At 58.2% G+C, this 25388-nt stretch carries 23 protein-coding genes and 1 pseudogene; 12 read left to right on the forward strand and 12 right to left on the reverse strand.

The window, feature by feature from the left end; genetic code table 11:
• Positions 1-6: 6 nt before the first annotated feature.
• The 12 genes from cbiB to mltG form a co-directional block, all read right to left on the reverse strand.
• Positions 7-969: an adenosylcobinamide-phosphate synthase CbiB gene (gene cbiB, locus ACHZBS_RS19920; protein WP_319408276.1), complete on the reverse strand. Its 963-nt coding sequence runs from the start codon at positions 967-969 to the stop codon at positions 7-9.
• Positions 959-2071, reverse strand: a complete 1113-nt coding sequence (locus ACHZBS_RS19925) for a threonine-phosphate decarboxylase (protein WP_319408277.1) — start codon at positions 2069-2071, stop codon at positions 959-961. The genes cbiB and ACHZBS_RS19925 overlap by 11 nt, the downstream gene beginning before the upstream one ends.
• Complete coding sequence (gene cobS, locus ACHZBS_RS19930; protein WP_319408278.1) at positions 2068-2796, reverse strand: adenosylcobinamide-GDP ribazoletransferase; 729 nt, start codon at positions 2794-2796, stop codon at positions 2068-2070. Before cobS ends, ACHZBS_RS19925 begins: the two co-directional genes overlap by 4 nt.
• Positions 2793-3341, reverse strand: coding sequence for a bifunctional adenosylcobinamide kinase/adenosylcobinamide-phosphate guanylyltransferase (gene cobU / locus ACHZBS_RS19935; protein WP_319408279.1), 549 nt, complete (start codon positions 3339-3341; stop codon positions 2793-2795). Before cobU ends, cobS begins: the two co-directional genes overlap by 4 nt.
• 195 nt (positions 3342-3536) lie before the next feature.
• The gene (locus ACHZBS_RS19940) at positions 3537-5072 is read right to left on the reverse strand and encodes a cobyric acid synthase (RefSeq protein ID WP_319408280.1); all 1536 of its coding nucleotides are present in this window, start codon (positions 5070-5072) and stop codon (positions 3537-3539) included.
• 214 nt (positions 5073-5286) lie between these two features.
• Positions 5287-5811 (reverse strand): cob(I)yrinic acid a,c-diamide adenosyltransferase, encoded by a 525-nt coding sequence (locus tag ACHZBS_RS19945; protein ID WP_319408281.1) that lies wholly within the window; start codon positions 5809-5811, stop codon positions 5287-5289.
• Entirely contained in the window at positions 5808-6596 is a 789-nt protein-coding gene (cobJ, locus tag ACHZBS_RS19950; protein WP_319409102.1) for a precorrin-3B C(17)-methyltransferase, read from the reverse strand. The genes ACHZBS_RS19945 and cobJ overlap by 4 nt, the downstream gene beginning before the upstream one ends.
• Positions 6560-7645, reverse strand: coding sequence for a cobalamin biosynthesis protein (locus ACHZBS_RS19955; RefSeq protein WP_319408282.1), 1086 nt, complete (start codon positions 7643-7645; stop codon positions 6560-6562). Before ACHZBS_RS19955 ends, cobJ begins: the two co-directional genes overlap by 37 nt.
• Complete coding sequence (gene cobM, locus ACHZBS_RS19960; RefSeq protein WP_319408283.1) at positions 7642-8460, reverse strand: precorrin-4 C(11)-methyltransferase; 819 nt, start codon at positions 8458-8460, stop codon at positions 7642-7644. Before cobM ends, ACHZBS_RS19955 begins: the two co-directional genes overlap by 4 nt.
• A gap of 23 nt (positions 8461-8483) precedes the next feature.
• Positions 8484-9701: a precorrin-6y C5,15-methyltransferase (decarboxylating) subunit CbiE gene (gene cbiE / locus ACHZBS_RS19965; protein WP_319408284.1), complete on the reverse strand. Its 1218-nt coding sequence runs from the start codon at positions 9699-9701 to the stop codon at positions 8484-8486.
• 98 nt (positions 9702-9799) lie between these two features.
• Complete coding sequence (cbiD, locus tag ACHZBS_RS19970) at positions 9800-10903, reverse strand: cobalt-precorrin-5B (C(1))-methyltransferase CbiD (RefSeq protein ID WP_319408285.1); 1104 nt, start codon at positions 10901-10903, stop codon at positions 9800-9802.
• Positions 10900-11916: an endolytic transglycosylase MltG gene (mltG, locus tag ACHZBS_RS19975; protein ID WP_319408286.1), complete on the reverse strand. Its 1017-nt coding sequence runs from the start codon at positions 11914-11916 to the stop codon at positions 10900-10902. Before mltG ends, cbiD begins: the two co-directional genes overlap by 4 nt.
• A gap of 141 nt (positions 11917-12057) precedes the next feature.
• Here mltG and ACHZBS_RS19980 point away from each other — a divergent pair, with 141 nt between their 5' ends.
• The 12 genes and pseudogenes from ACHZBS_RS19980 (at position 12058) to murI (ending at position 24828) form a co-directional block, all read left to right on the forward strand.
• Entirely contained in the window at positions 12058-13224 is a 1167-nt protein-coding gene (locus tag ACHZBS_RS19980; protein ID WP_319408287.1) for a radical SAM protein, read from the forward strand.
• Positions 13224-13748 carry a hypothetical protein gene (locus ACHZBS_RS19985; RefSeq protein ID WP_319408288.1) on the forward strand — a complete coding sequence of 175 codons (525 nt, stop codon included), beginning with the start codon at positions 13224-13226 and terminating at the stop codon, positions 13746-13748. Before ACHZBS_RS19980 ends, ACHZBS_RS19985 begins: the two co-directional genes overlap by 1 nt.
• A 141-nt stretch (positions 13749-13889) precedes the next feature.
• Complete coding sequence (locus ACHZBS_RS19990; RefSeq protein WP_319408289.1) at positions 13890-15944, forward strand: methyl-accepting chemotaxis protein; 2055 nt, start codon at positions 13890-13892, stop codon at positions 15942-15944.
• A gap of 153 nt (positions 15945-16097) precedes the next feature.
• Positions 16098-16445, forward strand: coding sequence for a metalloregulator ArsR/SmtB family transcription factor (locus tag ACHZBS_RS19995; RefSeq protein ID WP_319408290.1), 348 nt, complete (start codon positions 16098-16100; stop codon positions 16443-16445).
• A 126-nt stretch (positions 16446-16571) separates the two neighbouring features.
• On the forward strand, positions 16572-16805 hold the full coding sequence (locus tag ACHZBS_RS20000; RefSeq protein WP_319408291.1) for a thioredoxin family protein: 234 nt from the start codon (positions 16572-16574) through the stop codon (positions 16803-16805).
• 53 nt (positions 16806-16858) lie between these two features.
• Positions 16859-17947, forward strand: coding sequence for a permease (locus tag ACHZBS_RS20005; RefSeq protein WP_319408292.1), 1089 nt, complete (start codon positions 16859-16861; stop codon positions 17945-17947).
• Positions 17948-17993: 46 nt separating this feature from the next.
• Positions 17994-18434: pseudogene (locus tag ACHZBS_RS20010) on the forward strand (arsenate reductase ArsC).
• A gap of 8 nt (positions 18435-18442) precedes the next feature.
• Positions 18443-19630, forward strand: coding sequence for an ACR3 family arsenite efflux transporter (gene arsB, locus ACHZBS_RS20015; RefSeq protein ID WP_319408294.1), 1188 nt, complete (start codon positions 18443-18445; stop codon positions 19628-19630).
• Between the two features lie 131 nt (positions 19631-19761).
• Entirely contained in the window at positions 19762-20169 is a 408-nt protein-coding gene (locus ACHZBS_RS20020) for a PA2779 family protein (RefSeq protein WP_319408295.1), read from the forward strand.
• A 46-nt stretch (positions 20170-20215) separates the two neighbouring features.
• Positions 20216-21145, forward strand: a complete 930-nt coding sequence (locus ACHZBS_RS20025) for a PA2778 family cysteine peptidase (RefSeq protein ID WP_319408296.1) — start codon at positions 20216-20218, stop codon at positions 21143-21145.
• Between the two features lie 251 nt (positions 21146-21396).
• A complete protein-coding gene (locus ACHZBS_RS20030) occupies positions 21397-23919 on the forward strand; it encodes a PAS domain S-box protein (protein WP_319408297.1) in 2523 nt (840 codons plus the stop codon).
• Between the two features lie 102 nt (positions 23920-24021).
• The gene (gene murI, locus ACHZBS_RS20035; protein WP_319408298.1) at positions 24022-24828 is read left to right on the forward strand and encodes a glutamate racemase; all 807 of its coding nucleotides are present in this window, start codon (positions 24022-24024) and stop codon (positions 24826-24828) included.
• Positions 24829-25388: the final 560 nt, after the last annotated feature.

Below are 25388 nucleotides of genomic sequence, written 5' to 3' on the forward strand. Positions count from 1 at the left end.
GTTGGTCTACCCCGCCATCGGTTGCAGAAGCACTGCCGCCGCCGCAACCATGAAGACCAGCAAAGCGGTGGCAGTCATCAATCGGCAGGCCTGATGGATATGGGTCGGCCGGGCGTCGGCGAGCCCTTTGCCGATAAACGGTTTCTCCACGATCCGGCCGTGGTAGTGGTTGGGGCCGCCCATCCACATCCCCAGGGCGCCGGCGAAAGCCGCTTCCGGGTATCCGGCGTTGGGACTGGCGTGGGCGCGTCCGTCCCGGCAGGCGGTGTTCATTGCCGTCCGCCCCCGTCCACTGAGCAATTGCGCGGCCAGGGCGATGAAGGGCACGCTGAGGCGTGCGGGGATGAAATTGGCGACATCGTCCATACGGGCGGCGAAGCGGCCGAACAGCAGGTAGCGGTCGTTCTTGTACCCGACCATCGAGTCCAGGGTGTTGACCATTTTATAGGCCATGGCCAGGGGGGCACCCCCCAGAACGGCAAAGAACAGTGGGGAGACGAACCCGTCTACCAGGTTTTCGGCCACGGTCTCCACGGCGGCGCGGGCTACCCCCTTTTCATCCAGCCGGTCCACTTCCCGGCCCACGATCATGGACACGGCCTGCCTTCCAGCGCTGAGACCCGATTCGCCGAGCGCTTTTTCTACGGCCAGGGCGGCATCGGCCAGGGACCGTGCGGAGATGCAGGTGTAGATTATCAGAGCCTGTACGAGGATTCCTGCGGCAGGATGGACGGCTGCGGCGATGTTGACCAGCAGCCATCCGATGATCCACACGGACATCACCAAAAGTGTTGCCATGAACGCACCGGACACCCGGGGGGAAAGGGACAGCGCCCGAAACCGGGGCTCCAGGCGTTCGATGGCCCTGCCCATCCAGCGAACGGGATGGGGCAGCCACAGCGGATCGCCCAGCAGCATGTCCAGGCTTACCGCCAGGGTCAGGGCCAGGGCCGATGCTTCAGTCGGCATGGCGGCCCTCCTCGCCGGCGGGGTTGCGGAACAGGCGGACCAGCAGGTCGGTCGCCCGGCGATTCTCCGCTTCGGTTTTCAGGGAGATGCGGATGAATGCGCCGGACAGGCCGGAAAAGTTGCTGCAGTCGCGGATCAGAATGCGGTTGTCGGCCATATGCCGCCACACCGTCGGTGCGTTTAATCCATCCGGCAGACGCATGAGAATAAAAGAGGTGGCCGAGGGGAAGCAGTGGGCTTCAGTCTTCTGGTGGATATGTTCTTCTATTCGTCTTTTCTCCGTTTCTATCATGTGTCGGGTGGATGAAAGAAACGGTTCAACCTGTTCGGGGCGGTCCATGAGCCACTGTACGGCCGCCTGGGCCAGGCTGTTTACCGACCAGGGCAGGGCAAAGGGTGCCAGCGGCTGCATCAGCGGTTCCGGGGCCTTGACGAAGCCGATGCGCAGTCCGGGGATCCGAAAGGCCTTGGACATGGAGTTGAGCACCATGACATTGGGAAGGTCCGATCCGATCATGGTGGCATCTGCCGGCACTGGTGCAAAGGGCAGATAGGATTCGTCGATCACAAAGACCGTGCCGGGAAGAGACTGGCACAGGGCCTCGATATCCGGCCGATTGACCAAGGCGCCCGTGGGATTGTTGGGATTGCATAAAAAGACCAGGTCCGTCCTTGCCGCTTCTTTTCGGATCGCCTGCATGTCAGGCACAAAATCGTCCTGCTCCCGGCAGATCAGATGATCGCAGGCGACTTGGTTCATGGCGCAGGCATCCCGGTAGTCGGAATAGGTGGGACCCACCACCAGGGCTTTTTTTACACCTAATGCTCTGGGAATCAGGTAAATGAGTTCAGTCGTGCCGTTGCCCGCCATCACCTGTCGAGGCTCGATGCCGTAAAACCGGGAAAAGGCGTCAACGATGCCGCCGGCGTCCACTTCGGGCAGGGCGGCGATTGCCGATGATATACCGCCCTTTAAGTGCTCAATCAATGCCGGCATAGGGCCAAGGGGATTGACGTTGGCGCTCATGTCGCTGATTTCCGATGGTCGGCACTCCAACTGCTGGGCCAGTTGATAGATGTTGCCCCCGTGTCCGCCGATCATGGGCTGCCTCCCACGCACACCGCCAGAAACAGGACCGCTTCCAGGATTTCGGTCATGGCGCCGAGCAGGTCTCCGGTGATGCCTCCCAGTTTCTTGCGGTAGATGGCGATCAGGGCTGCGGTGGTGGAGGCGAAAAACAGGTTCAGCAGGAGTCCCCGCCATCCCAGAAACAGGGACAGGATGACCGGCGCGGCCACGAATTTGAAGTCGATCGCCGTAAGCGGGGTTTCAAAGAAGGCGCTGCCGGTGCCTTCCTTGCCTCGGGCATAGGGCAGCAAGCGCATGCCGACAATCATCGCGGAGCGGGCATAGGCCGGAACGACCATCAGTGCCAGAAACCGTCCGTGCCCGATACTCCCCAGAGCAGCGGCTTTGACGAGCAGCACGCAGGCCACGGCCACCAATCCCATGGCGCCCACCCGGCTGTCTTTCATGATGGCAAGGGCTTTTTCACGCTCACGGCGGCCGTACAGGCCATCCACCGTGTCGGCCAGACCGTCCAGATGAAAGGCGCCGGTGACGGCCGCCAGCAGCACGACATCAAGTACTCCTGCCACGGCGGGCGGCCAAAGTGCCGATGCGGCCAGGTCGAAAAGGGCCAGTGCCAGGCCGATGGCCAGTCCGGCCAACGGAAAATGGACGATGATCCCTTTTGGATCGAAGGGTCGCGGCTGACCTAGCGGGACGGCGGTGATGAACTGGAGCGAGGCGATAAATGCATTCATGGGGTGTCGTTCGGTAAAGGGGGTTTGATCGTTACGGGAATGCCGGCGACGGTCCAGACAACACGCTCGCAGGCGGCTGCCACGGCCTGGTTGGTCCAGCCGGCCAGATCCCGGTAAAGGCGGGCCAGGCGGTTTTCCGGAACGATGCCGGCACCTACCTCGTTGGAGACCAGTATCACCGCGCAGGGGGCCGATTTAACGGCCTCTGCCAGACCGTCGATATGTCGCCGAACCTGTTTGACGTCCTGAGTTTGCATGAGCAGATTGCTCAGCCACAGGGTCAGGCAGTCCACCAGCATCACATCCGCCGCCGGGCCGTGGGCAGTGATGGCATCGGCCAGGTCCACGGGGATTTCCAAGGTGTTCCAGGTGTCGCTGCGTTCCTGCCGATGCCGGGCCACCCGGGCCTGCATTTCGTCGTCATGGGGCACGCAAGTGGCCACGAACACCCGGCGTCGGCCCATGCATTCGGCCAGCTGCAGGGCATGGCTGCTTTTGCCGCTGCGGCAGCCGCCAAGGACCAGAATCTTATCGGTATCGGTCACGATGATTTCATTAAGGGATCTTTATCGATTGGTTCTTGTTTTGAATGAGATCTAACCCGGATAGCCCGGAAACATCAAACCTCAATTAACAAATCTCAAATAAATTTCAAATTACAATGTCCAAATCTCAAAGAAGGGCAAAACAAACAGTTGATTGTCATCTTGGTTTTTTTCGGTTTCGAATTTTGAATTGGGTTATTGAGATTTATTTGTCATTTGATTTTTGATCTTCACCAGGTTGCTGAGCCGTTCCATATCCACATGGCGCCCGAAATGATCGGCCAGCAGGGCGTATTGCTGCATTTTAGCCTCCAGGCCGCCGGCGGCCGGCACGTCGATGCCGGTAATCCCTACCGTCGTCAGCCACTGGGAGATCAGTGCCGGGGTGTCGAACAAACCGTGCATGTAGGTGCCTATGGCCCGCCCATTCTCAATCGCACACCCGTCGGCGTCATTGACGGCGTTGCCGTTTCTTTCATGGAGCATCAGCAGGGGCTTTCCGCCGTGCAACCGGGTCTGGCCCATATGGATCTCATAACCGGTTCCCCAGATGCCGTTCCAGGAAAAGCGGCTGAGGGTCGTGGTCTTGGGTGCCTGGAGCACGGTGTCCACCGGCAACAGGCCCAGTCCGGCAGTTGCTCCCGGTTGGCCTTCCAGCCCGTCGGGATCGTGGACCCGGGTTCCCATCATCTGATAGCCGCCGCAGATGCCGGTGATGTGGCCGCCGCGGGCGTTGAAGTCGGCGATCCGGGATCTCCAGCCGCTGGTTTCAAGCCACTCCAGGTCGAAGCGGGTATTTTTGGATCCCGGCAGGATCACCGCGGAAAAGGCGGTGAGATCCTGGGGTGTTTCCACAAAGTGGAGGGTCAATCCCGCGAGCCCCCGCAGCGGATCGAAATCGGTGAAGTTTGAAATATGGGGGATGCGGACCACCGCCACCGCGGGCATGCCATCTGCTTTCACAGCAACGGTTCCGGGGCGTTCGATGACCACCGAGTCTTCCGGATCGATGCGAATGTGGTCATACCAGGGCAACACGCCGAATACCGGCAGTCCGGTTCTTTCTTCGATCCATTGCACCCCGTCCGCGAACAGCCGCAGATCTCCGCGGAAGCGGTTGATGATGAATCCGGCCACCCGGTCGCGGAAGTGTCGGGGAAGGCAGTCCAACGTGCCCACCAACTGGGCGAAGATGCCGCCGCGGTGGATATCTCCGACCAGGATTACCGGGGCATCGGCATATTCGGCCATGGGAAGATTGACGATATCGTGGGCCAGAAGGTTCACTTCGGCGCAGGAGCCGGCGCCTTCCATCACCACCAGATCGTATTTGGACCGCAGGCGGTCCAGTGCTTCGTTGGCGGTCTGCACCAGACGGGCTTTCTTCTGATGGTAATCCATGGCCGTCTGGTTGCCGATGGCCTCGCCCAGGAGCACCACCTGCGAGCCCACGTCACTGGTGGGCTTGAGCAGAATCGGGTTCATGTCTACGTGGGGGACGATTCCGGCAGCCTCGGCCTGGACGATCTGAGCCCGGCCCATTTCCAGCCCCTCCGGAGTAACCCCGGAATTGTTGGACATGTTCTGAGCCTTATAGGGCGCTACCCGTATCCCCCGGTCCGCAAAAAGCCTGCACAGGGCGGCGGCGATGACGCTCTTGCCGACGTCGGAGCCGGTGCCCAGCACGGCGAGGCAGGGGGCTTGAGGGGCATTTTTTGTCTTGGTTTTCATGATCATCGGTGAACCTGTCCCCGGCGGTGAGTTAAGGGGTTCGAGGATTCAAGGATCCGAGGGGTCAAGGGAACCGATTCCTGGCTTCCCGTAATTGTATTAACATATTCATCGTTTCTCGAGCGATCCGTTGCCGATAATTGTTGGGTAATGTTTCTGACCCCTCGAATCCTCGACCCCTTGAATCCATGGACCTTCAATACTTTAGGAACCCTCACTTCTCAATCCCAACGCGAGCGGCCACCCCATCTTTGTAATAATGCTTGACGGCTTTCATTTCCGTCACCAGATCGGCGTTGTCCATGACGCGCGCGTCGGCTCCCCGGCCGGTGATGATCAATTCCACGTCAACGGGCTTTTGCGACATGATCGCCAGAATCTCCTCAACCGGGAACAACCCGCACTTGGCCGCCACGTTGCCTTCTTCCATGATGACTACCTGGTACCGGCCGGAATTCAGGGCACCGCGGATAGCTTTTAGCCCCTTTTGAGCGGCTGCCACGTCTTCCGGCGACGGCTTTCCCTTGATGAACCGGCCCAGACCGAACTGCTCTACGGTGATCCGGTCCGCCAGGCACGACAGGGCCTTGATTTCGCTGTAGTCGCCGGATTTGATAAACTGAGCGATGTAGACCTTCAGGCCTGCGCCGGCGGCGCGCAGGGCCAACCCTAATGCAGCAGTGGTTTTTCCCTTGCCGTCACCCGTATAGACCTGAATGTAACCCTGTTTAAATGTCATGGGGTTGCTGTTTCCGACGTGCCGATGTCATATTTTTGGGCGTACCCACGGGGGGTAATCATAAATCCGTCGTAACTGAAAGTGGATGAATTTCCAACAAATACGGTGGTCTGCATATCCACATCACCCCGGTGAAGATCCGTCAGCGTGGTGATCGTGACCCGCTGGTTCTCCCGCATGGCGCCGGTGACGATGCCCACCGGGGTGGCCGGGTCGCGGTGCCTCAGGATGATCTGTTGGGCGCGGGCCAGGTGATCGGCCCGGCGCCGGCTCTTGGGGTTGTAGATTACAATGACAAAATCGGCCCGGGCCGCTGCTTCCAGGCGGGTTTCGATGGTCTTCCAGGGCGTGAGCAGATCGCTTAAGGATATGGCGGCAAAATCATGGGTTAACGGTGCCCCCAGAAGCGACGCGCCGGCGCACAGGGCGGGGATGCCGGGCACCACCTCGACAAATAGTCGATCCGAATCTTCAGCTTTTTCGGAACCGCCGATGGCAATGGCCCGCTCCCGGCACATTTCCAGCACCAGGCCGGCCATGGCGTAGACTCCCGGATCCCCGCTGGAAACCACGGCGCATGAGGTTCCCGACAAGGCCAGGTCCAGGGCCGCCGATACCCGGTCAACCTCTTTTTTCATGGCGGTGCTGACGATCTGCTTGCCGGTGATCAGCGGCCGGATCAGGTCGATGTAGGTGGTGTACCCGGCAACGGCATCGACGGTTTCCAGGACCCGGGCGGCGCGTTGGCTCAGGTGCTCCGGCCCGCCGGGTCCGATGCCGACGATATATAGCCGTCGGCGGCCACCGCCACGGTGACGTTGGCCGTCTTCTGTTTGGGAACGATCAGTCGTCCCCGGTGTGTCGCCAGCAGGGCTGCAGCTTCGCATACGCTTTTGACTCCTATGTGTTTTTCCACCACGGTCGACGGGGTGGGCACCTGCTCCACCCTGTTGAGCCGGTCACGGTTGAATATCGTAATCTTCAGGTTCAAGGACGCGGCCAGAGCCAGCAGACCGGGTTCGTCGGCTTTCAGATCCACTGTGGCCAGGGCGCGCAGGCTGGAAATGGCCAGGTTGTGGGTCCTGAACGTTTCCACCAGCAGGTCCCGCATTTCCGCAACATCAGTGCCCCGATTGCATCCCATTCCGGCCACCAATGATCCGGGTCGCAATACCAGCACATGGGGGGGCAGGTCAAGACGCAGGTAATCCACGAAAATACCGGCATCGTTCTGCCCGAATGCGTTTACGGCAGTCGGGATTATCTGGCCTTCGGGCAGCCGGGGGGCCACCTTCCCAAAGGGATCGTGGATGAAGATCGGGTTGCCGGTGATCAGGGCCATGTTGACATTTTTAATGGCATCGGGATTTTCGATGGTCAGTTTGTTTTCCACGGCGATGACATCGATGGCCGGCACCCGGTTGACATCGGTGGCCGTGGTGATCACCGGCAGGCCGCCGGTGGCCCGGGCAGTTTCCCGGGCCAGGGCGTTGGCTCCCCCGATATGGCCGGAAACCAGGCTGATGGCAAATTGTCCGGCCTCGTCGCAGACCACGACGGCCGGATCCGTGGTCTTGTGGGCCAGGTGATCAGCGATGCTGCGCACTACGATGCCCGTGGCCATAATGAAGATGTGGCGGGGGAACCTGGCGAATTGCCGGTCGACTTCATCTTTCAACCGGGCAAAGCGGATTGCGCCGTCGATGGTCGCTTTCAGTTTGTCCGATAGAAACAGGGTAATGCCGGGCATCTCTTCGGCGATGATCCGGGCCAGCCGGGCGCCGTTGGGGGTCAGTGCCCAGATGGCGGTGCGCTCTTGGGCGGTCGACTTCACTGGTGGTTTTCCGCCTCACGGTAGCCGTGGGCAAAGTGGCGGTCGTAGAGTCTGGAGCGGTGAACCAGGGCCTCGAGGCTTACATCCAGCACGCGTCCGACGACCACCAGGGCCGTACGGGTGATCTTCTCTTTTTTGACGGTTTCGGCCAACTGGCCTGTGGTGGTCCAGATAATTTTCTGATCGGGCTGGCTGGCCCGGTAAACCACCGCACAAGCCCCGTCAGTTCCATAGGCAGTCGACAGGATTCGCGTCATCTCATCGACCATGGAGATGCTCAGGTAAATCGCCATGGTGGTCCGGTGGGCGGCCAGGGATGCCAGGGTTTCGCTTTCCGGCACCGGCGTCCGGCCGGCCATGCGGGTGAGAATCAGGGTCTGGGAAATCTCCGGCAGAGTATATTCGACGCCCAGGGCCGCGGCGGCGGCAAAGGCGGCGGTGACACCCGGGATTACCGTGTAAGGAATGTCGCGCCGCGACAGTTGGGCCATCTGTTCGAAAATGGCCCCGTAGAGACAGGGGTCGCCGGTGTGCAGGCGCACGACCTTCCGGCCCGCCTGCCAGGCGTCGGCCATGGTCGATACCATTTCGTCCAGGTGCAGGCCGGCGCTGCTCAGGTGGCGGCACTCCGGCCGGGTCCATTTGAGCAGGGCTTCGGGCACCAGGGAGCCGGCGTAAACGACCAGGTCGGCTGCTGCCAGGGCCTGCTGGCCCTTTACCGTGATCAGATCCGGGTCGCCGGGGCCGGCGCCGCAGAAGATGATGGGGTTCGGGGCCTTTTTGTCTGAATTGATAACGGCGGATTCGTGAATCACGATGGTTACTTTCTTTGGGCGCGTCAGGGGCGGCTGCCGGTGATGATCCAGACGGGGTTGGCCGCTTCCAGACGGTGGCTGAAGGGCATGGGGGTTGCCCGGCTCACCTGGATCTGAACCATGTCCACGTCAAAACCGAGGTCTTCCAGGGTATGCACGGCCGTGGTGAGGTTGTCGATCAGGACCGTGTTGATCACGATAATGCCAGACGGTTTCAGGCGGTGGGCAGCCGAACGGATAATGTCGGTCAGGGCGTTGCCGCCGCCGCCGATAAACACCCGGTCCGGGGAGGGCAGGTCGGTCGTCCCTTCCGGCAGGCGGGCCTGGACGACCTGCAAATTGCCGATGCCGAAGCGCGTGCGGTTTTCATGGATATGTCGGATCCGCCGCTCCTTTTGTTCCACGGCGTAGATTTCTCCCCGGGTGACTGTCAGCCCTGCTTCGATGGATACCGAACCGCTGCCGGCACCCAGGTCCCAGAAGACCGCCCGGTCGAACAGGCGCAGCCGGGACAGGCTTACGGCCCGGACTTCGGCTTTGGTGATCAGACCCTCGTCATGGGCGAAGCGGTGGTCGGGCATGCCGGGAAACAGGATCGGGGCGGTCTGCCGAACGGGATCGGGCTTCAGGATCACCAGATTCAGATCGGAAAAAGTCATGGCCCGCGCTTCCGCCGGCGTGGTCCGGGTGATCCGTTCATCCGGCATACCCAGCCGTTCCAGAACGCACATGCCGACGTCCGAAAACGCATTTTCCTCCAGAAGGCCCGCCAGCCACGCAGGGCCGCGGGTCGGGTCCGTATAGACGGCAACCGTATCGCCGCCGGCCAGGTGCCGCAGCAGTTCGCCGGTGCGGTTGCGGCCATGCAGGCTCACGACGCGGACGTCCTGCCAGGGTTCGCCCAGGCGCGCAAAACCGGCCGCCACGGTGCAGACGTTGGGCAGGATGTGCACCTGATCGGCACCCAGGCGGCGAACCAGGAAAGCGCCGATGCCGTAGAACAGGGGGTCGCCTGAGGTGAGGACCACGATGGTGTTGCCGGGCATCTTCTCCTGGAGAAAATCGCCCAGTCCGTCAAGATCCCTGTCAACCACCCGCCGTTGGCAGGCCAGATGTCCGAAGTGATCGATGAGCCGTTGTCCGCCCACAAGAATATCGGCCGCCTCGATGATTGATCGTTGCCGGAGGGTGAGGTCATCGGGGGAGACGCCCATGCCGATGATGGTTAATGGTGGTGCCACTGATGTTTTCCTTATCACCCCTCACCCCGGCCCTCTCCCCTCAAGGGGAAAGGGCCGGGGTGAGGGGTGTTTTTTTCAAAATAATCTGCGTCGCCACCCTAGCCCCAATCCGCTTGCGTGTCAACTGCTGCGGTACCGTCGTAATCGAAAATAACACAGCGGACGCGCACCTGGTTTTCAGAAAAGCCCACCGCGCAGCGTCGGGCCTCTCCGGCCACCTGGGCGATCACCGGCAGGGCGCTTTCCTTGAGCGGGTCAAAGGCGTGTCGGGCGGTGTTGGCGGCGGCAATCCGGCGAGCCAACGCCGGGTTGCCGGTGTGCTCAAAGGTCCAGCGCGCGAGGGTTTCCAGGGTCAATTCGGATTTTGCCGCGTGGGTGTGGGGGATGTTTTGGGCCATCTTTACCGCTTTGCCGAAAAAGACGGCCAGGGTTGCCGACGAGAATCCGCGTTTCGCTGCGGCGGCCATGGCCGTCTGGAAGAAATCGCCGATTTGAATGAAAGCCTCGTCGGGCAGCGTCGGCCAGCGTTTCTGGGCAAAGCGTTCGCTGCGCCTGCCGGTGGTCAGCACCAGGTGCGCCAACCCGGCTGCCCGGGCCACATCCATGGATTTTTCGATGGTGGCTGCATAGGCTTCGTGGGACATGGGGCGGACGATGCCGGTGGTGCCCAGGATGGACAGGCCGCCAATGATTCCCAGTCTGGCGTTTAAGGTTTTTTGGGCCAGCCGCTCGCCTTCGGGAACAAATACCTCGATGTGGATGCCGGCATCGGTGGAACGGGCGTCGAGCAGCGCATTGACGCTGTTGGTGATCATGGTGACGGGTCCCGATGTAATTGCCGCACGGCCCGGTGGAATCTCGAGGCCGGGCTTGGTCACCACGCCGACCCCTGTTCCGCCGGTGATTCGGATAGGACCCCTGTCCGATCGTTTTTCCAGGGTGACCTCGGCACCGATTTCGGCGCCATGGGTGATGTCCGGGTCGTCTCCGGCATCCTTGATCACCGTACAGCGAGCCTTGTTCGATTCCACCAGCCGGCAGTGATGAACCGCAATCGTCGTGGTCTCACCGGTTAAGAAAGTGATTTCCACCCGCGTCGGCGCCTGACCGGTAAGCAGCAGCTGAAGGGCTGCCTTGGCGGCTGCCGCCGCTGCCGCGCCCGTCGTAAAACCGGACCTTAGCTTTCCCGTCGGTTTTTTCAACGTTTTCGTTTCCTCAGCTGGTACTTTTTTACTGCCGCGTTGTGTTCCTTGATGGTGGTGGAAAACTGATGGGTTCCGTCTTTTTTCGAGACGAAATAGAGGTAGTCGCTTTGGGCGGGAAAAAGGGCCGCTTCCATGGCAAGGGCTCCCGGGCTGGCAATGGGGCCGGGGGGAAGCCCTTTGATCTTATAGGTGTTGTAAGGGGTGTGGGTTTCCAGGTGACGGCGTTTGATGTTGCCGTCGAAATCGGGAATGCCGTAGATCACCGTGGGATCGGTCTCCAGGCGCATGCCTTTTTTCAGCCGGTTGTGAAAGACCGAGGATATCAGCGGGCGCTCCTCGGGGGCGCCGGTTTCTTTCTCGATGATGGAGGCAAGGGTGACGATTTCATGAACGGTCATCCCCTGGGCTTTTGCCTGCTGATCCCAGGCCGGTTTAAAGGCGGCCTTGAACTGTTTGACCATTGTGGCGATGATGGTGGCGCTGTCCAGCCCGCGTGGAAAATAATAAGTGTCCGGGAACAGATACCCTTCCAGGGTATCGGCGTCGATGCCGAGGCTTCTGGCTATCTCCGGATTGCGGGTGGCATCGAGAAAGTTTTTTTCCGATTCCAGGCCTGCAGCGGCGACCGCTGCGGCGATTTGAACCAGGTTGTATCCTTCCGGGATGGTGAGCCGATACAGGTGTACTCGGCCCTCTACCATCTGTCCCAGGATTTCTTTTGGCGTCATGGTGGTCGAAAAAAAGTATTCCCCGGCCTTGAGCAGTTTGTCCTTCTTGTCGAGCCTGGCCAGGATCGTGAAACGAAGGGCATCCGAAACCAGGCCTTCCTGCTGGAGGGCATCGGCCGTCTGCTTAAGGCCCTGGCCCGGGGAAACGGTGAACAGTTTTTCCAGGGCAGCCGTTCCAACCGGGCGATCCGCCCATGACATGAGATACATGTACAACACTCCGGCAGTGCAGACCCCCACGAAAATCAGAGCAAATATGATCAAACCCAGTTTTTTTAGCATTCCCCGGTGCTTTCAGTATTCAGTATTTATCGGAGGCCTACCATAAGGCATGCCATCGTTGCTTGTCAAAGGGGGTTTATTTTTGAACCGATGAAAGGTATACAAAAAGGTCAACCGCTTTCGGACAGGAGACCGGCGACGATGGCCCAGTGCAACCATGATAAGGATCGATACCCCGGTTTCGAACAGGGCCCCATCCGGCCGCCCAGCGAAGCCGGCAGCCTGCTGGTCCGGGTAACCCGTAACTGTCCTTGGAACCACTGCGCTTTTTGCCCGGTTTACAAGGGAGCCCGCTTTTCCGTTCGCCCCGAAGCCCACGTCATCGAGGATATCGATGCGGTTTACCGTCACGTGAAGACGCTGGAAGGCCTCTCCGACGGATCCGGGCAGATTTTGCGTCAGGATATCAGTGAGCTGATGCAGGGCCTCCCCATTCACGAGCATCAGTCCTTCGGCGCCGCACTGAATTGGTATGCCGGCGGCATGCAATCCATTTTTCTGCAGGACGCCAACAGCCTGGTGGTCAAGCCCGACCAGCTGATCCGTATTTTGCGTCACCTCCGATTCCGTTTCCCCCAGGTCGACCGGATCACCTCGTACGCCCGTTCGCACACGATTGCCCGCATCAGTGACGACCACCTGCGCCAGATGCGGGAGGCGGGACTGAACCGGATCCACATCGGTCTTGAGTCCGGTTCGGACGCGGTACTCAGGATGGTTCGCAAAGGGGTGGACAAGCTCACCCAGATCAAGGCCGGCAGGAAAGTGAAAAAGGCCGGAATCGAATTGTCTGAATATGTAATGCCGGGTCTGGGGGGAAAGGACCTGTCCCGGGACCATGCGTTGGAAACCGCCGACGCCCTGAACCGAATCAACCCGGATTTCATCCGCTTGCGCACACTGGCCATTCCCGACGGGATACCCCTGGCCGAGGAATATCGTTCCGGGCGGTTTGTCAAACTGAACGATATCGATATGGGCCGCGAGATACGCTTGTTCATCGAGAACCTGAACGGCATCACCGGCATGATCGTCAGCGATCACATCCTCAACCTGTTCGAAGAGGTTCGGGGCCGCCTCCCCGAAGCCAGATCCGATATTCTGGCGGTGCTGGACCGGTTCCTTGCCCTGTCGCCCCAGGACCAGTGCCGCTTTCAGGTGGGCCGGCGCCTGGGCATCTTTACCCGCCTGGTCGATATGTACAGCCCTAAAAGGCTGGCCAGGGTGGATGCCTTCTGCGCACAGCACGATATCACCCCGGACAATGTGGATGGGGTGATTGATGAAATGATGAAACGGTTTATATAATGGGACTTAAGCACAGCTTCAGGGCGGCCCGAAAGAGAATCGAGGGTTTGGATGCCGATGAGCGCAAAACCCTGTTGGCCATCTGCCGGGACATCCAGGATGCCCAGGAGACCCTGACAAAAAAAGGCGTTCCCCTATTGGCCAATTGCAGTGCCTGCCAGGGCCTTTGCTGCCGGAACATCCATCCCGCCGATATCATCACGGAGTGGGATCTGGTGTACATTCTCGCCATGGCGCCGGCGTTTGAAGACGCCATGACGGTTTGCCTTACCCGAGAAAGCTATTTCCCTTCAGACTGCATTTTTCTTGAAAACGGCACCGGGCCATGCCTTTTCCCCGACAACCTGCGGCCGGAGCGCTGCATCATCTCCTTCTGCCGCGTGGAACCTTCGGTGGAAAAAGAGATCGGCCGGGTGATGGGCGGATTCAGCCGGCTCATCCGCTTTTTCATGTTCCGGCCGCTTCGCCGGTTGTCGAGGCGGTTTAGGCCACTCACCCCCGCCCGCCGTCACACCAACGGGTAAGCTCCTCATTTGACCTAATCATTAAAGATTTTCCCACCCAGATCGATAACCTTATCGGACCGCTGTGTTTGATCTGGTTTTCCTGCACCCTTCGGGCGCGGGTTCCACAACTATTGCTTAGTGATTCTGGAGTCGTCAAACATGTTCAATAATCTGCCATTGCTCGTCAAACAGATGATTTATTTTTCATGCATCACGCTGATTCTGGTCGTCGTTGGCCTGGTGGGGCTCTTCGGCATGCGCAACGTGGGCACCAAACTCCAGGCCACCACCGAGTCGGGTCCGCTGATCTATGCGGCCATGGAGATGAAGATGGCGGTGGCCAACGACCTGCAGTTGTTCAAGAGCCTGGAAGCGGCGCAATGGCCGGACGAGGTCGATGCCACTTGGCGCGAGCACGAAAAAATCGCCCTTAAATTCAACGCCCTGGGCAACGCCATTTTAAAAGGAGGGGAGACGGAAGCCGGAGTCGTCCAGGCGGCCAAAGATAAACGGCTGCAACAGGTGGTAACTGATGCCCTTCAATTCTACGACGCCTCCTTTCACGCAACCTTTAAAATACTGGCGGATCTGATCACCAAGAAAATTTCGGCAGAGCCATATGATTATGCGCTGCTGGACCAATTGGGCGCGGAGGCCAGCCAGATCGGTGAAAACATCATCTCCCGCCTCAAGGACCTGGAGACCGGGGTCAAGGCGTCTATCGAATCGGTGAACCAGGAGGCCCGGCAGGCCATGGCCAGGGCCAACACATCCATGCTGGTGGGCATTGCCGCAGGGGTCCTGCTGGCCTTGTTGCTTGGATTCGTGAGCACCCGCAATATCACCCGTCCCATCCAGCAGGTGGTGAAACTGGCGCAACAGATGTCTGAAGGCGATTTTACCCACCATTTAAAAATCGATCAAAAGGATGAAATCGGGTTGCTGGTGGATGCCTTGAACCGTCTGGTGATGAGGATGGAGCGCATGCTCAGGCGGGTGGTGAACAGTGTGGACACGCTCCGCTTTTCATCGGGGGAAATGACCCGGATATCAGAGCGAATGGCCCGGGGTGCAGACCTCACCGCCGCAAAATCTAACACGGTGGCAACGGCGGCAGAGGAAATGAGCGCGAGCATGAGCAGCGTATCCGCGGCCAGTGAAGAAGCCACCACCAACGTGTCTATGGTGGCAGAGACGGTGGCTGGCACCACCGAAACCATCAAAACGATCGCCGGGCATTCGGAAAAGGCCAGAACTATAGCGGATAGTGCGGTGGTTCAGGCGGACCAGGCATCGGCGAAAATGAATGCCCTGGGCAGCGCCGCCGATGCCATCAGCAAGGTGACAGAAGTGATTACGGAGATTTCCGAGCAGACCAACCTGCTGGCCCTCAACGCCACCATCGAAGCGGCCCGCGCCGGCGAGGCCGGCAAGGGGTTTGCCGTGGTGGCCAACGAAATCAAGGAGTTGGCTCGCCAGACGGCCCAGGCCACCCACGAAATCAAGGCCAAGATCGAAGGGATCCAGCATTCGACCGATGAAACCGTCGGTGAAATGCAGCAGATTTCCGAGGTGATCAACCAGGTGAACGACATCGTCGCCACCATCGCCACGGCTGTGGACAGTCAACTGGCATCCACCGAAGCGGTGGCCGGCAACGTGCGGGAGGTTTCTCTGGGATTCGGGGAGATTAATGAGAATGTGGCCCAGTGCTCGCGTGTAACCGGCGAGATTTCGGCGGATATCGCCGATGTGAAAACCTCGGCGGACGAACTGACGCATACCAGCATCGAGGTGGCCTTTAATGTCAAGGAACTTTCTCAACTTGCGGAGAAGCTTCACGACGTGGTCGAGTATTTTCACCTCAGTCCCCCTAAATTTAACATCGCAGAAGTAAAAAAAACGCATATGGCGTGGCTTGAACGGCTCACCGCGGCCATCAAAGGGGATATAAAAATATCCCCGAACGATGTTCCCGATCAAAAAAGCTGCGATTTAGGCCGCTGGTACCAAAGCGAGGCGGGACAAGCCCTGGCCGATCTGCCGGGATTTGCCGAAGCCGGCAGGCACCACGAGGATCTTCACCGGCTGGCCCGTGAGATTGTTGTCCTGATAAACCAGGGAGAGCATAGCAGGGCCAATGCCCTGATGCAGGCTTTCAACGATGCCCGGACCGGGCTTTTCGGGGAACTGGACACCCTGTATTGTGCCTGATCCTGTTTTCTTAAGATAGCGCTGAAAAAAAAAGCACTGCCGGCCGCCGAACGTCAACGGCCGGCAGTGCTTTTTTTTGTGATGGCTTCAGATTGTGGGTTGACACGTTCCGAATGATCCAATATATTCTAAAAAAACGATATGGAGGTGGGGATGAAAGAATTTATCAGAGTCATGAAGGCCGTGTCCGATCCCACCCGGGTCAAAATTCTCAAGATCCTGGAAAAACGCATGATGTGCGTCTGCGAACTGCAAACCGCCCTTGGTGCCGCCCAATCAACGACCAGCAAGCATCTGAAAATTATGGAAGACGCTGGGCTGGTGAGTTCCCATAAGGACGGGCTGTGGGTTAATTATACCCTGGCCGACGGCCGCCAGAGCCCCTTTGCCGCGTCTCTGCTCGGCAATCTGCGCCACTGGCTCAACGATGAGGCGGAAATATCGGAGCTCGTGGAAAGAACAGCACGCATCGACCGGTTCGAGATCCTGAACCGGAACTGATTTTTTTTGTCCCTATTATATGGTTGAATGACGATATATAGAATTAACGGGGCTTTTTATAAAACATCCACCCATCGTGGCTCACGGCAGGGAGCATGTGATCCACCGTCTTTGAAAGGAAAAAAAATGGAAATCAAGGTGTTGGGACCAGGTTGTGCCAAGTGCAAGCAAACCGAACAAGTCGTAAGGGAGGCCGTTGCCACTGCCGGTGTTGAGGCCATGGTGGAAAAAGTGACTGATGTAATGGCAATAGCCGGTTACGGGGTATTCGGCACGCCGGCGGTGGTGGTGGACGGCGAGGTGAAAAGCGTGGGAAAGATTCCCAAAAAAGAAGAGATTATCGACTGGCTGAAAAAATAAGAAGCCCGGCGTTTTAACGCAGCGGTTTCGTGGCTGCATCGATGGAGACGCGCATGAACCAGATTGAAAATAATGTAGGTGGTTTTACGGTGGCAAATGGCAAAAAAGGTCCCGGCTTCCGGGAGGCCATGTGGTTCCACTTCTTGTTGGGGGCCTGCGGCGTTTACCTCTGGTGGCTGGTATACGGCGTATTGCCGCAACTCTCCCGGTTTTTGACCTACTCGCTGTTTAACATCGGCAGGGGCACTCACCTGGGGGCGGCATTGGAATTCTTCTTTTATGACACCCCCAAGGTGATGATGCTGCTGGTTCTGGTGGTATTCGGCGTGGGCATCATCCGAACGTTTTTCACTCCTGAGCGCACACGGGACATATTGTCCGGAAAAAGCGAATTCGTGGGCAATGTCATGGCGGCCTCGCTGGGCATCGTCACCCCGTTTTGTTCGTGCTCGGCCGTGCCGCTGTTTATCGGATTTGTAACCGCCGGTGTACCCCTGGGAGTGACGTTCTCTTTTCTGATTGCCGCGCCCCTGGTCAATGAGATCGCCGTGGGACTGCTGTATGGCTTGCTGGGGTGGAAGGTGGCCGGCATATATATGGCTACGGGATTGACCATCGCCATTATGGCGGGTTGGGTGATCGGCCGCATGCATCTGGAAAAATATATCGAGGAGTGGGTGGTCAAACTCAATGTCGATACGGCTGCGGCACCCCAGATTAAAATGGTGTGGCGGGACCGGATAACCGCCGGCTGGGAAGCTGTTAAGGAGATCGTGGGCAAGGTCTGGATCTATATGATCATCGGCATCGCCGTTGGCGCCGGGATCCACGGCTATGTGCCGGAGGGATTCATGGCCTCGATAATGGGCAAGGGCGCCTGGTGGGCCGTACCGGCGGCCGTTGGCATGGGCGTGCCCATGTATTCCAATGCCGCCGGGATCATACCGGTCGTGGAGGCGCTGCTGGGCAAGGGCGCCGCCCTGGGCACCGTACTGGCTTTCATGATGTCGGTGATTGCGCTGAGCCTGCCTGAAATGATTATCCTCAGAAAAATACTCAAGCCGCAACTGATCGCTGTATTCATCACTGTGGTGACCTGTGGGATTCTGATCGTGGGATATTTATTTAACATTCTGATTTAATGCATATCTTCCCATTCAGCTCAAAAGCAAAGGGAAGCGATTACCAATGAAAGACAGGCTGAAAATTTTTTTCCTATGTACCGGAAACTCCTGCCGCAGCCAAATGCCGAGGGGTGGGTGAACCACCTGAAGCGCGACCTGATTAAGGCTCGGCCGGCCGGCAAGTCCCCGGACTCAACCTGCTGGCTGTCAAGGCTATGGCCGAAGTGGGGTAGACATTTCCCACCACCGCTCCAAACCGGCCCAGGATTTTATTGATGAACCATGGGATTTTGTGGTGACCGTGTGTGGCCATGCCCACGAAACCTGTCCTTACATTCCGGGCAATGTAAAGATCGTTCATGTGGGATTCGACGACCCGCCGGCCTTGGCAAAGAATGAACCTGCCGAAGAAGCGGTCATGGCCCATTATCGCCGGGTGCGCGACGAAATCCGCGCATTTATCAAATCCCTGCCCGACGCCCTCAACAATCGAGATCAGGAGTGAATCAGCCAATGAACAGCGATGCGGCCCCCGACAACGACCGCAGGATGACCGGTATCTTCGAACGCTTCCTTTCCCTCTGGGTGATCCTGTGCATCGTTGCAGGCATCCTGCTGGGAAAAGTCGCTCCCGGCATCGCCCGGACGCTGGACGGCATGGCCATAACCGTGAATGGTGCGCCGGTGGTCTCCATCCCCATCGCCATATGCCTGTTTTTCATGATGTATCCCATCATGGTCAAGATCGATTTCGGCGAGGTGATCAGGGCGGGGAAAAGCGGCAAGCCTGTTTTTTTGACCCTGCTCATTAACTGGGCGATCAAGCCCTTCACCATGTACGCCATTGCCCTGTTTTTTCTCGGAACTCTCTTTTTGGGGGTCATCGGACCCGATGCGGTGGACCTCGTGAAGATGCCCTTCGGCCTGGACCTGCCTGTGGGGGCCACCCACGGTGCCGGTACCGTGATTTTGGCCGACGGCATCAAGATGCTGGAGGTGCCTCTGTGGCGCAGCTATCTGGCCGGGTGCATCCTGCTGGGCATCGCTCCATGCACGGCCATGGTGCTGGTGTGGGGGTTCCTTTCCCGGGGCAACGACGGCCTCACCCTGGTGATGGTGGCCATCAACTCGCTGACCATGCTGCTGCTTTACGGCGTGCTGGGGGGCTTCCTGCTGGGCGTGGGGCGGTTGCCGGTACCCTGGCAGGCGCTGCTGATTTCCATCGGCATCTACGTGGCTCTGCCCCTGGTGGCCGGCTTCTTTTCCCGACGCTGGATCATTGCCGCCAAAGGGGTGACCTGGTTCAAGGAGAAATTCCTGCATGTGCTCACGCCTGTCACCATCGTCGCCCTGCTGCTCACCCTGGTACTGCTTTTTTCATTCAAGGGGGAGGTCATTTTAGGCAACCCGCTGACCATCCTCTGGATCGCCGTGCCCCTGTTCATCCAGACAGTGCTCATTTTCTGCCTGGGATACGGCCTGGCGCGGCTGCTGAAACTGCGCTACGAGGATGCCGCCCCGGCGGCCATGATCGGTGCGTCCAACCATTTCGAGGTGGCCATCGCCACATCCACCATGTTGTTCGGCCTGAGTTCGGGTGCAGCCCTGGCCACGGTGGTGGGGGTTTTGATCGAAGTGCCGGTGATGCTCATGCTGGTCAATGTCTGCCTCAAGACCCAGTCATGGTTTCAGCAGGAATGAATCTGAATCGGGGGCATCTATTGCTGTCACCGGCAGTGGAAGGCTCCGGTGGGAATCTCATCGGTGCATCTTGACTTTTTAGCGGGTTTATGTGTAATGACATCAACTTCCATTCAATCAAGAGGTGGCATATGAGAAAGATTCGAGCGATAGCAAAGCCGGTCAGTTGGTTCCTGGCGGTCCTCATGATCGTCATCCTAACTCCCTGCCAGACGGTCCTTGCGAAGATGATCACTGCCGAAACGGTCCTCGATGCCGGTCGTATCAGCGATGCCCGCGCCTATGTCAATTCCGTGCTGTCCAGAGAAGATGTGAAGGCGGCACTGGTCGCACAGGGTATAGACGTCCGTGAGGCCTTGATGCGAACCCATGCGCTCTCCGACGCGGAGATTCTCGCCATTGCCGACCGCATGGAAAGCCTGCCGGCCGGCGGCAGCACCGGCGAGACCATCATCATCGTTTCCCTGATCGTCTTCGTCGTGCTTTTAGTCACCGATATAATGGGATATACTGATATTTTCCCTTTTGTTAAGAAATAGCGTCACGAATAAAAAGACAGTTTATCCTCAATCTGCTCCACGCGGGTTGGGATGGTTCGGGCTGGTCATCGCACTTGTCGTGGCCGTTGCCGGTTGCGCGGGTCCTGCCGGGATCAGCCGGCCCACCCTGGCCAATGCTCCATTCGACCGATGCCTGCTGACAGCGGTTCCGTTCTTCCCCCAGAAAGAATTCCAATGCGGTCCCGCAGCGCTGGCGATGGCCCTGGCATGGAGCGGCGTTCCGGTCTCCCCTCAAGAATTGACCTCTGAAGTATTTACTCCGTCACAAAAAGGCAGCCTCCAGTCCGCAATGATCGCTGCCGCTCGACGGCACGACAGGATTGTCTACCGGCTGTCCGATCCGAAATCCCTGAGCGATGAGATTGCCGCCGGACACCCGGTCCTCGTGCTGCAGAATCTCGGACTTTCCTGGTATCCCGTCTGGCACTATGCGGTTGTCATCGGCCTGGACTTTACTGACGACACCGTGATCATGCATTCCGGGACGGCATCCCACAAACAGATCTCATTGAAGACCTTCGAGTACACCTGGGCCAGGAGCAACTACTGGGGGCTGCTGGTGCTGCCGCCATCCAAACTGCCTGCCGTGGCTTCGGAAGAGAATTACCTGAGGGCGGTCGGCCATCTTGAACGCTTGGGCCGTTGGGATATTGCCGCCGGGGGCTATCAATCCGCACTGCACCGTTGGCCGGAGAGTCTGCCCGCCACCATAGGACTGGGGATGTGCCGATATGCGCAGGGAAACTTGAAAACAGCCGAGGCAATCTTTCGCGATGCGATTCTGAAATTTCCCGATGAAGGGGTCCTGTTCAATAACCTGGCACAGGTGCTGATTGACCAGGGCAGGAAAAGCGAAGCCCTGGACGCGGTCATGAGGGCTATCCAACTCGGCGGTCCGTTGAAGGCCCATTTCGAAAACACCCTCGAAGAAATCCGGAAACATTGCGCACGATGAGATCGAATAATCCTCATCAGTGCATCGGCAGGTCGTCACACCCCGCATCCGGTGCCGTTAACCGGCTTCGATCCGCGAACGCCGGACATCTTCCTTTCTGACCGGAATATTCAAGAATACGCCATATGGGTCGATAAAAGAACCTATGGGGTCATGTCACCGGTGACTCTTGAAATCGCAGGTGCTGCAACGCGTTTCAACGGATAAAAACCAGTATTTCTGGCTCCGGGAGCCCAACGCGAGATAAACGATTGAAATCAAGCTTGTTCGAGAAATTTTCAAAAGCCTGGACCCGCTGGGAGCGGCGGTTCATGCCCGACACCGTGTGGGCCAGCGATCCGCTGACCTTCTGGCGGGAGCGGATCCTGTTCGTCATCTGCTTCACGGCCAGCGCCCTGGGCCCCTTTGCCCTGATACCTTCCTTGGCCCTGGCTTTTCTTGAAGGACTGTGGAGCGTCATCCTTTTAGACAGTGGTGCATACCTTTCCGCCCTGGTCATTTTGCTGAGTCGAGGGTTATCGTTTCAAATACGGGCCTGGACCATCTGTCTCATGCTATACAGCCTCGGCGCCGGATTGATGTTTATCCTTGGCCCGACGGGTGCCGGGTATATCTGGCTGTTCGGTGCCTCGGTGATCATGGCCGCCATTTTAGGCTTTTCCGCGGCCCTGTGGTCCCTGGCGCTCAATCTTCTTACCCTGGTGGCAGTGGGTTTCCATATCGTTTACGGAAGCCCGGCGTGGTCGCTGCTCATTGAGAACCCCCTGGAAAAGTGGGGCGTGATGTCGGTCAATTTTCTGCTGATCAACACCCTGGTGACCCTGACCACCGCCCTGATGCTGAACGACCTGAAGAAGACATTGTTGAACGAGCAGGAAAGCAGCGCCAGTCTGCGGGAAAGTGAAGCCCGCTATCGGACGCTGGCCAGGAATTTTCCCAACGGCGCGCTCTGTCTCGTTGACAGGGATTTCAAATTGATTGCCGCAGACGGCCTGGAACTGCAAAAACACGGTCTTTCCACCGATGCGCTCGTCGGGCGCACCATCCGGAAGGTCCTGCCGGAAATTGCCGACATCATAGAATCCGAATGTCGTCAGGTTTTCGAAGGAAAGACCAGGGATTTTGAGTTCGACTACGGCCAACAGACATTCATGAACCAGGCCCTTCCCATTACCGGTCGTGGCGGTCGCATCGATTACGGACTCATCATCGCCCAGGATGTTACCGAGCGCAAGAAAGCAGAGGCGTCTTTACGCACCAGTGAAAGTCGATTTCGTGCCCTTGTCGAAAATGCGCCGCTGGGCATCATTACTATCGATCGCAACGGGGATATCATCGATGCCAACTTCAGGTTCATCGAGATCATCGGCGCTTCGTCCAAAGAGGCCACCCTGCAGATCAACGTCTTTCAGTCCGGCCAAATTGAACCGACACGATTTCCGGATCGATTCAGGGATTGCATGGAGAACGGCACATCCGGCGCCTATGAGGCTGAATTTACCAGCAGTTGGGGAAAGTCGCTTTTTCTGCGCTACCTGCTGAGTCCCCTGTTCGATTCCAATGGCGATATCTATGCGGTGCTGGGAATATTTGAAGATATCACCAAGCAGCGAAGCCAGGCAGAACAGTTGCGGCGGGCTCAGAAAATGGAGGCATTGGGGCTTCTCGCCGGTGGCGTCGCCCATGACCTCAACAACGTATTGTCCGGAATCGTGAGTTATCCGGAATTGCTGCTGCTGGACCTTCCGAAAGACAGTCCCTTGCGAAACCCGGTGTTGACGATCCAGCGGTCCGGCCATCGGGCCGCTGATATTGTGCAGGACCTGCTGACGCTGGCACGCCGAGGGGTCATCAGCACCGAGGTGCTGAATCTCAATCGGATGGTCTCCGAATATCTCAACTCTCCCGAATTGAAGAAGCTGGTATCGCATCACCCGACGGTTCAAATAGAGACCCGGCTCCAGGGTGATCTGCTCAATGTGGCCTGTTCCGCCATTCATCTGAAGAAGACCATCATGAACCTGGTGTCCAACGCGGCGGAGGCGCAGCCCGATGGTGGTAAAATCTTCATTGCGACGGAAAACCGGTATGTGGACCGATGTCTCGAAGGTTACGACGATGTCAAAGAGGGCGACTATGCCGTCCTGATTGTGGAAGACAAAGGGATCGGCATCGCCGCCGATGATCTCAAACGGATATTCGAGCCGTTTTACACGAAGAAGGTCATGGGCAGGAGCGGAACCGGCCTGGGGATGGCGGTGGTTTGGGCAACCGTCCAGGATCACCAGGGTTATATCGATGTCAGGAGTGTCGAGGGCGAGGGAACGACATTTGAGCTGTACTTTCCGGCCACGCGCAAGATGCTGGCCGCAGATAAAGCGTCGGTGCCCATCGAACAATATACGGGAAACGGAGAATCGATCCTGGTTGTAGACGATGTGAAAGAGCAGCGGATGATTGCCCGCGGCATACTGGAGCGGTTGAACTACCGGTTGGCTTCCGTTTCCGGTGGAGAAGCGGCCGAGGCCTACCTGCAGACCCACCGCGTGGATCTGGTCCTGCTGGACATGGTCATGGACCCCGGTATTGACGGACTTGATACCTACCGCCGGATATGCGACATTTACCCCGGTCAGAAGGCCATCATCGCCAGCGGCTTTTCCGAGACCGCGCGCGTCAAAGCGGCCATCGAGATGGGTGTGCGGCAATACATCAAAAAGCCCTACACTATCGAAAAGATCGGCCTGGCCGTCAAGAAGGCCCTTGATGACTGATGGGCATCGCAAACGAATGGGCCGCCATACGTTTGCCTGATAGATATCCCCAGGACTACCTTGACGCTTTTTTAACAGTCATCGACAGGGACGGCTTCAGTGATGCAAGGTGCCCCCATTGGCGTGTTCGATTCCGGCGTCGGCGGACTGTCCGTGCTTCGAGAGATCCGTCACGCGCTGCCCGAGGAGGATCTGCTATACGTTGCCGACTCAGGCCATGCCCCGTATGGAAATCGACCCGGTAAATTCATCACAGACAGAGCGGAAGCGATCGTCGAGTTTTTTCTCAATGAGGGCGTGAAGGCCGTTGTGGTGGCTTGCAACACCGTAACCACGGTGGCTATACTGACGCTGCGGTCACGGTTCACGATCCCAATCGTCGCCATAGAGCCTGCCGTGAAGCCTGCCGCCCAACTCACCCGATCCGGCGTCATCGGCGTACTGGCTACGAGTCAGACGCTGGCGAGCGAGAGCTTCTCTCGTTTGGCTGAGAAATACGGCATGGGCGTGCAGATTCTTGAACAACCCTGTCCCGGACTGGTGGAGCTTGTCGAAAAGGCGGAGCTAAATGGTCCCAGAACGGAGGCATTGATCGTGCGCTACGTTTCTCCTCTGCTTGAGCAGGGCGCAGACACAATCGTGTTGGGGTGCACGCACTTCCCGTTTCTCATCTCAACCATCAGAGCGGTAGCAGGGCCGAATGTGGCCGTACTAGACCCTGCCGTTGCGGTGGCGCGGGAGCTGCATCGTCGTTTGAAGGCCAGCGAACTGCTGGCGAGTAAGGCCAACGGTAGTACTGAGCAATTCTGGACGAGCGGCTCACTTATTCGAGTGCAACCCGTAATCGCGAAACTGTGGGGGGAAAATGTCCCCATCCGTTCGTTGCCATCTGCCTTTTGCGCGCTATAGTGATAAAAAATACTGACCGGCCCGTCGACGCCGACATTCGCCAGGGTGTGCTTCCCCCGCTTGCTCGGCGCCCCCATAGCGCTGCTATTGTCGCTTCTCCCGCCTTGCGATCCGGGCGCCTCGGCAAGATCGGTGCGTCACCGTATTTACGAACAGGGGAACTCAGTTTTTCCAAGAATCCATTGCCTGGATTCCATTGGTGTAAATTTTCACACAAGCCAGGAAAATAGGGTCTGCTCAGCAGCCTCATGAATTTTTCAAGCTTTAAAATTAGGATGGCAAAGCAAATAAATGCGATTGGTGAAAGCCGGTTGATCGGTAACTGAAAGCATCAACCCCTCAAATTTGTTTCACATCTTCATTAAGCCCGGCCAACCTGAAGTTAATGGATGGAAAGGAGGATCGTGGTGGATTATTTGCTTGACGGTCCGGCAGTAATGAGTTATATCCCGCCTACCGTTAAGTGATATCCCATATCCAGCACAATGAAGGTGCCCTCGCTTAACAAACTTCCAGCAACAACCCATATATCCATAAATAGTGCATTAATTTTCATTTAA

This window comes from uncultured Desulfosarcina sp., from assembly GCF_963664155.2.
In the GTDB taxonomy this organism is placed as follows: Bacteria; Desulfobacterota; Desulfobacteria; order Desulfobacterales; family Desulfosarcinaceae; genus Desulfosarcina.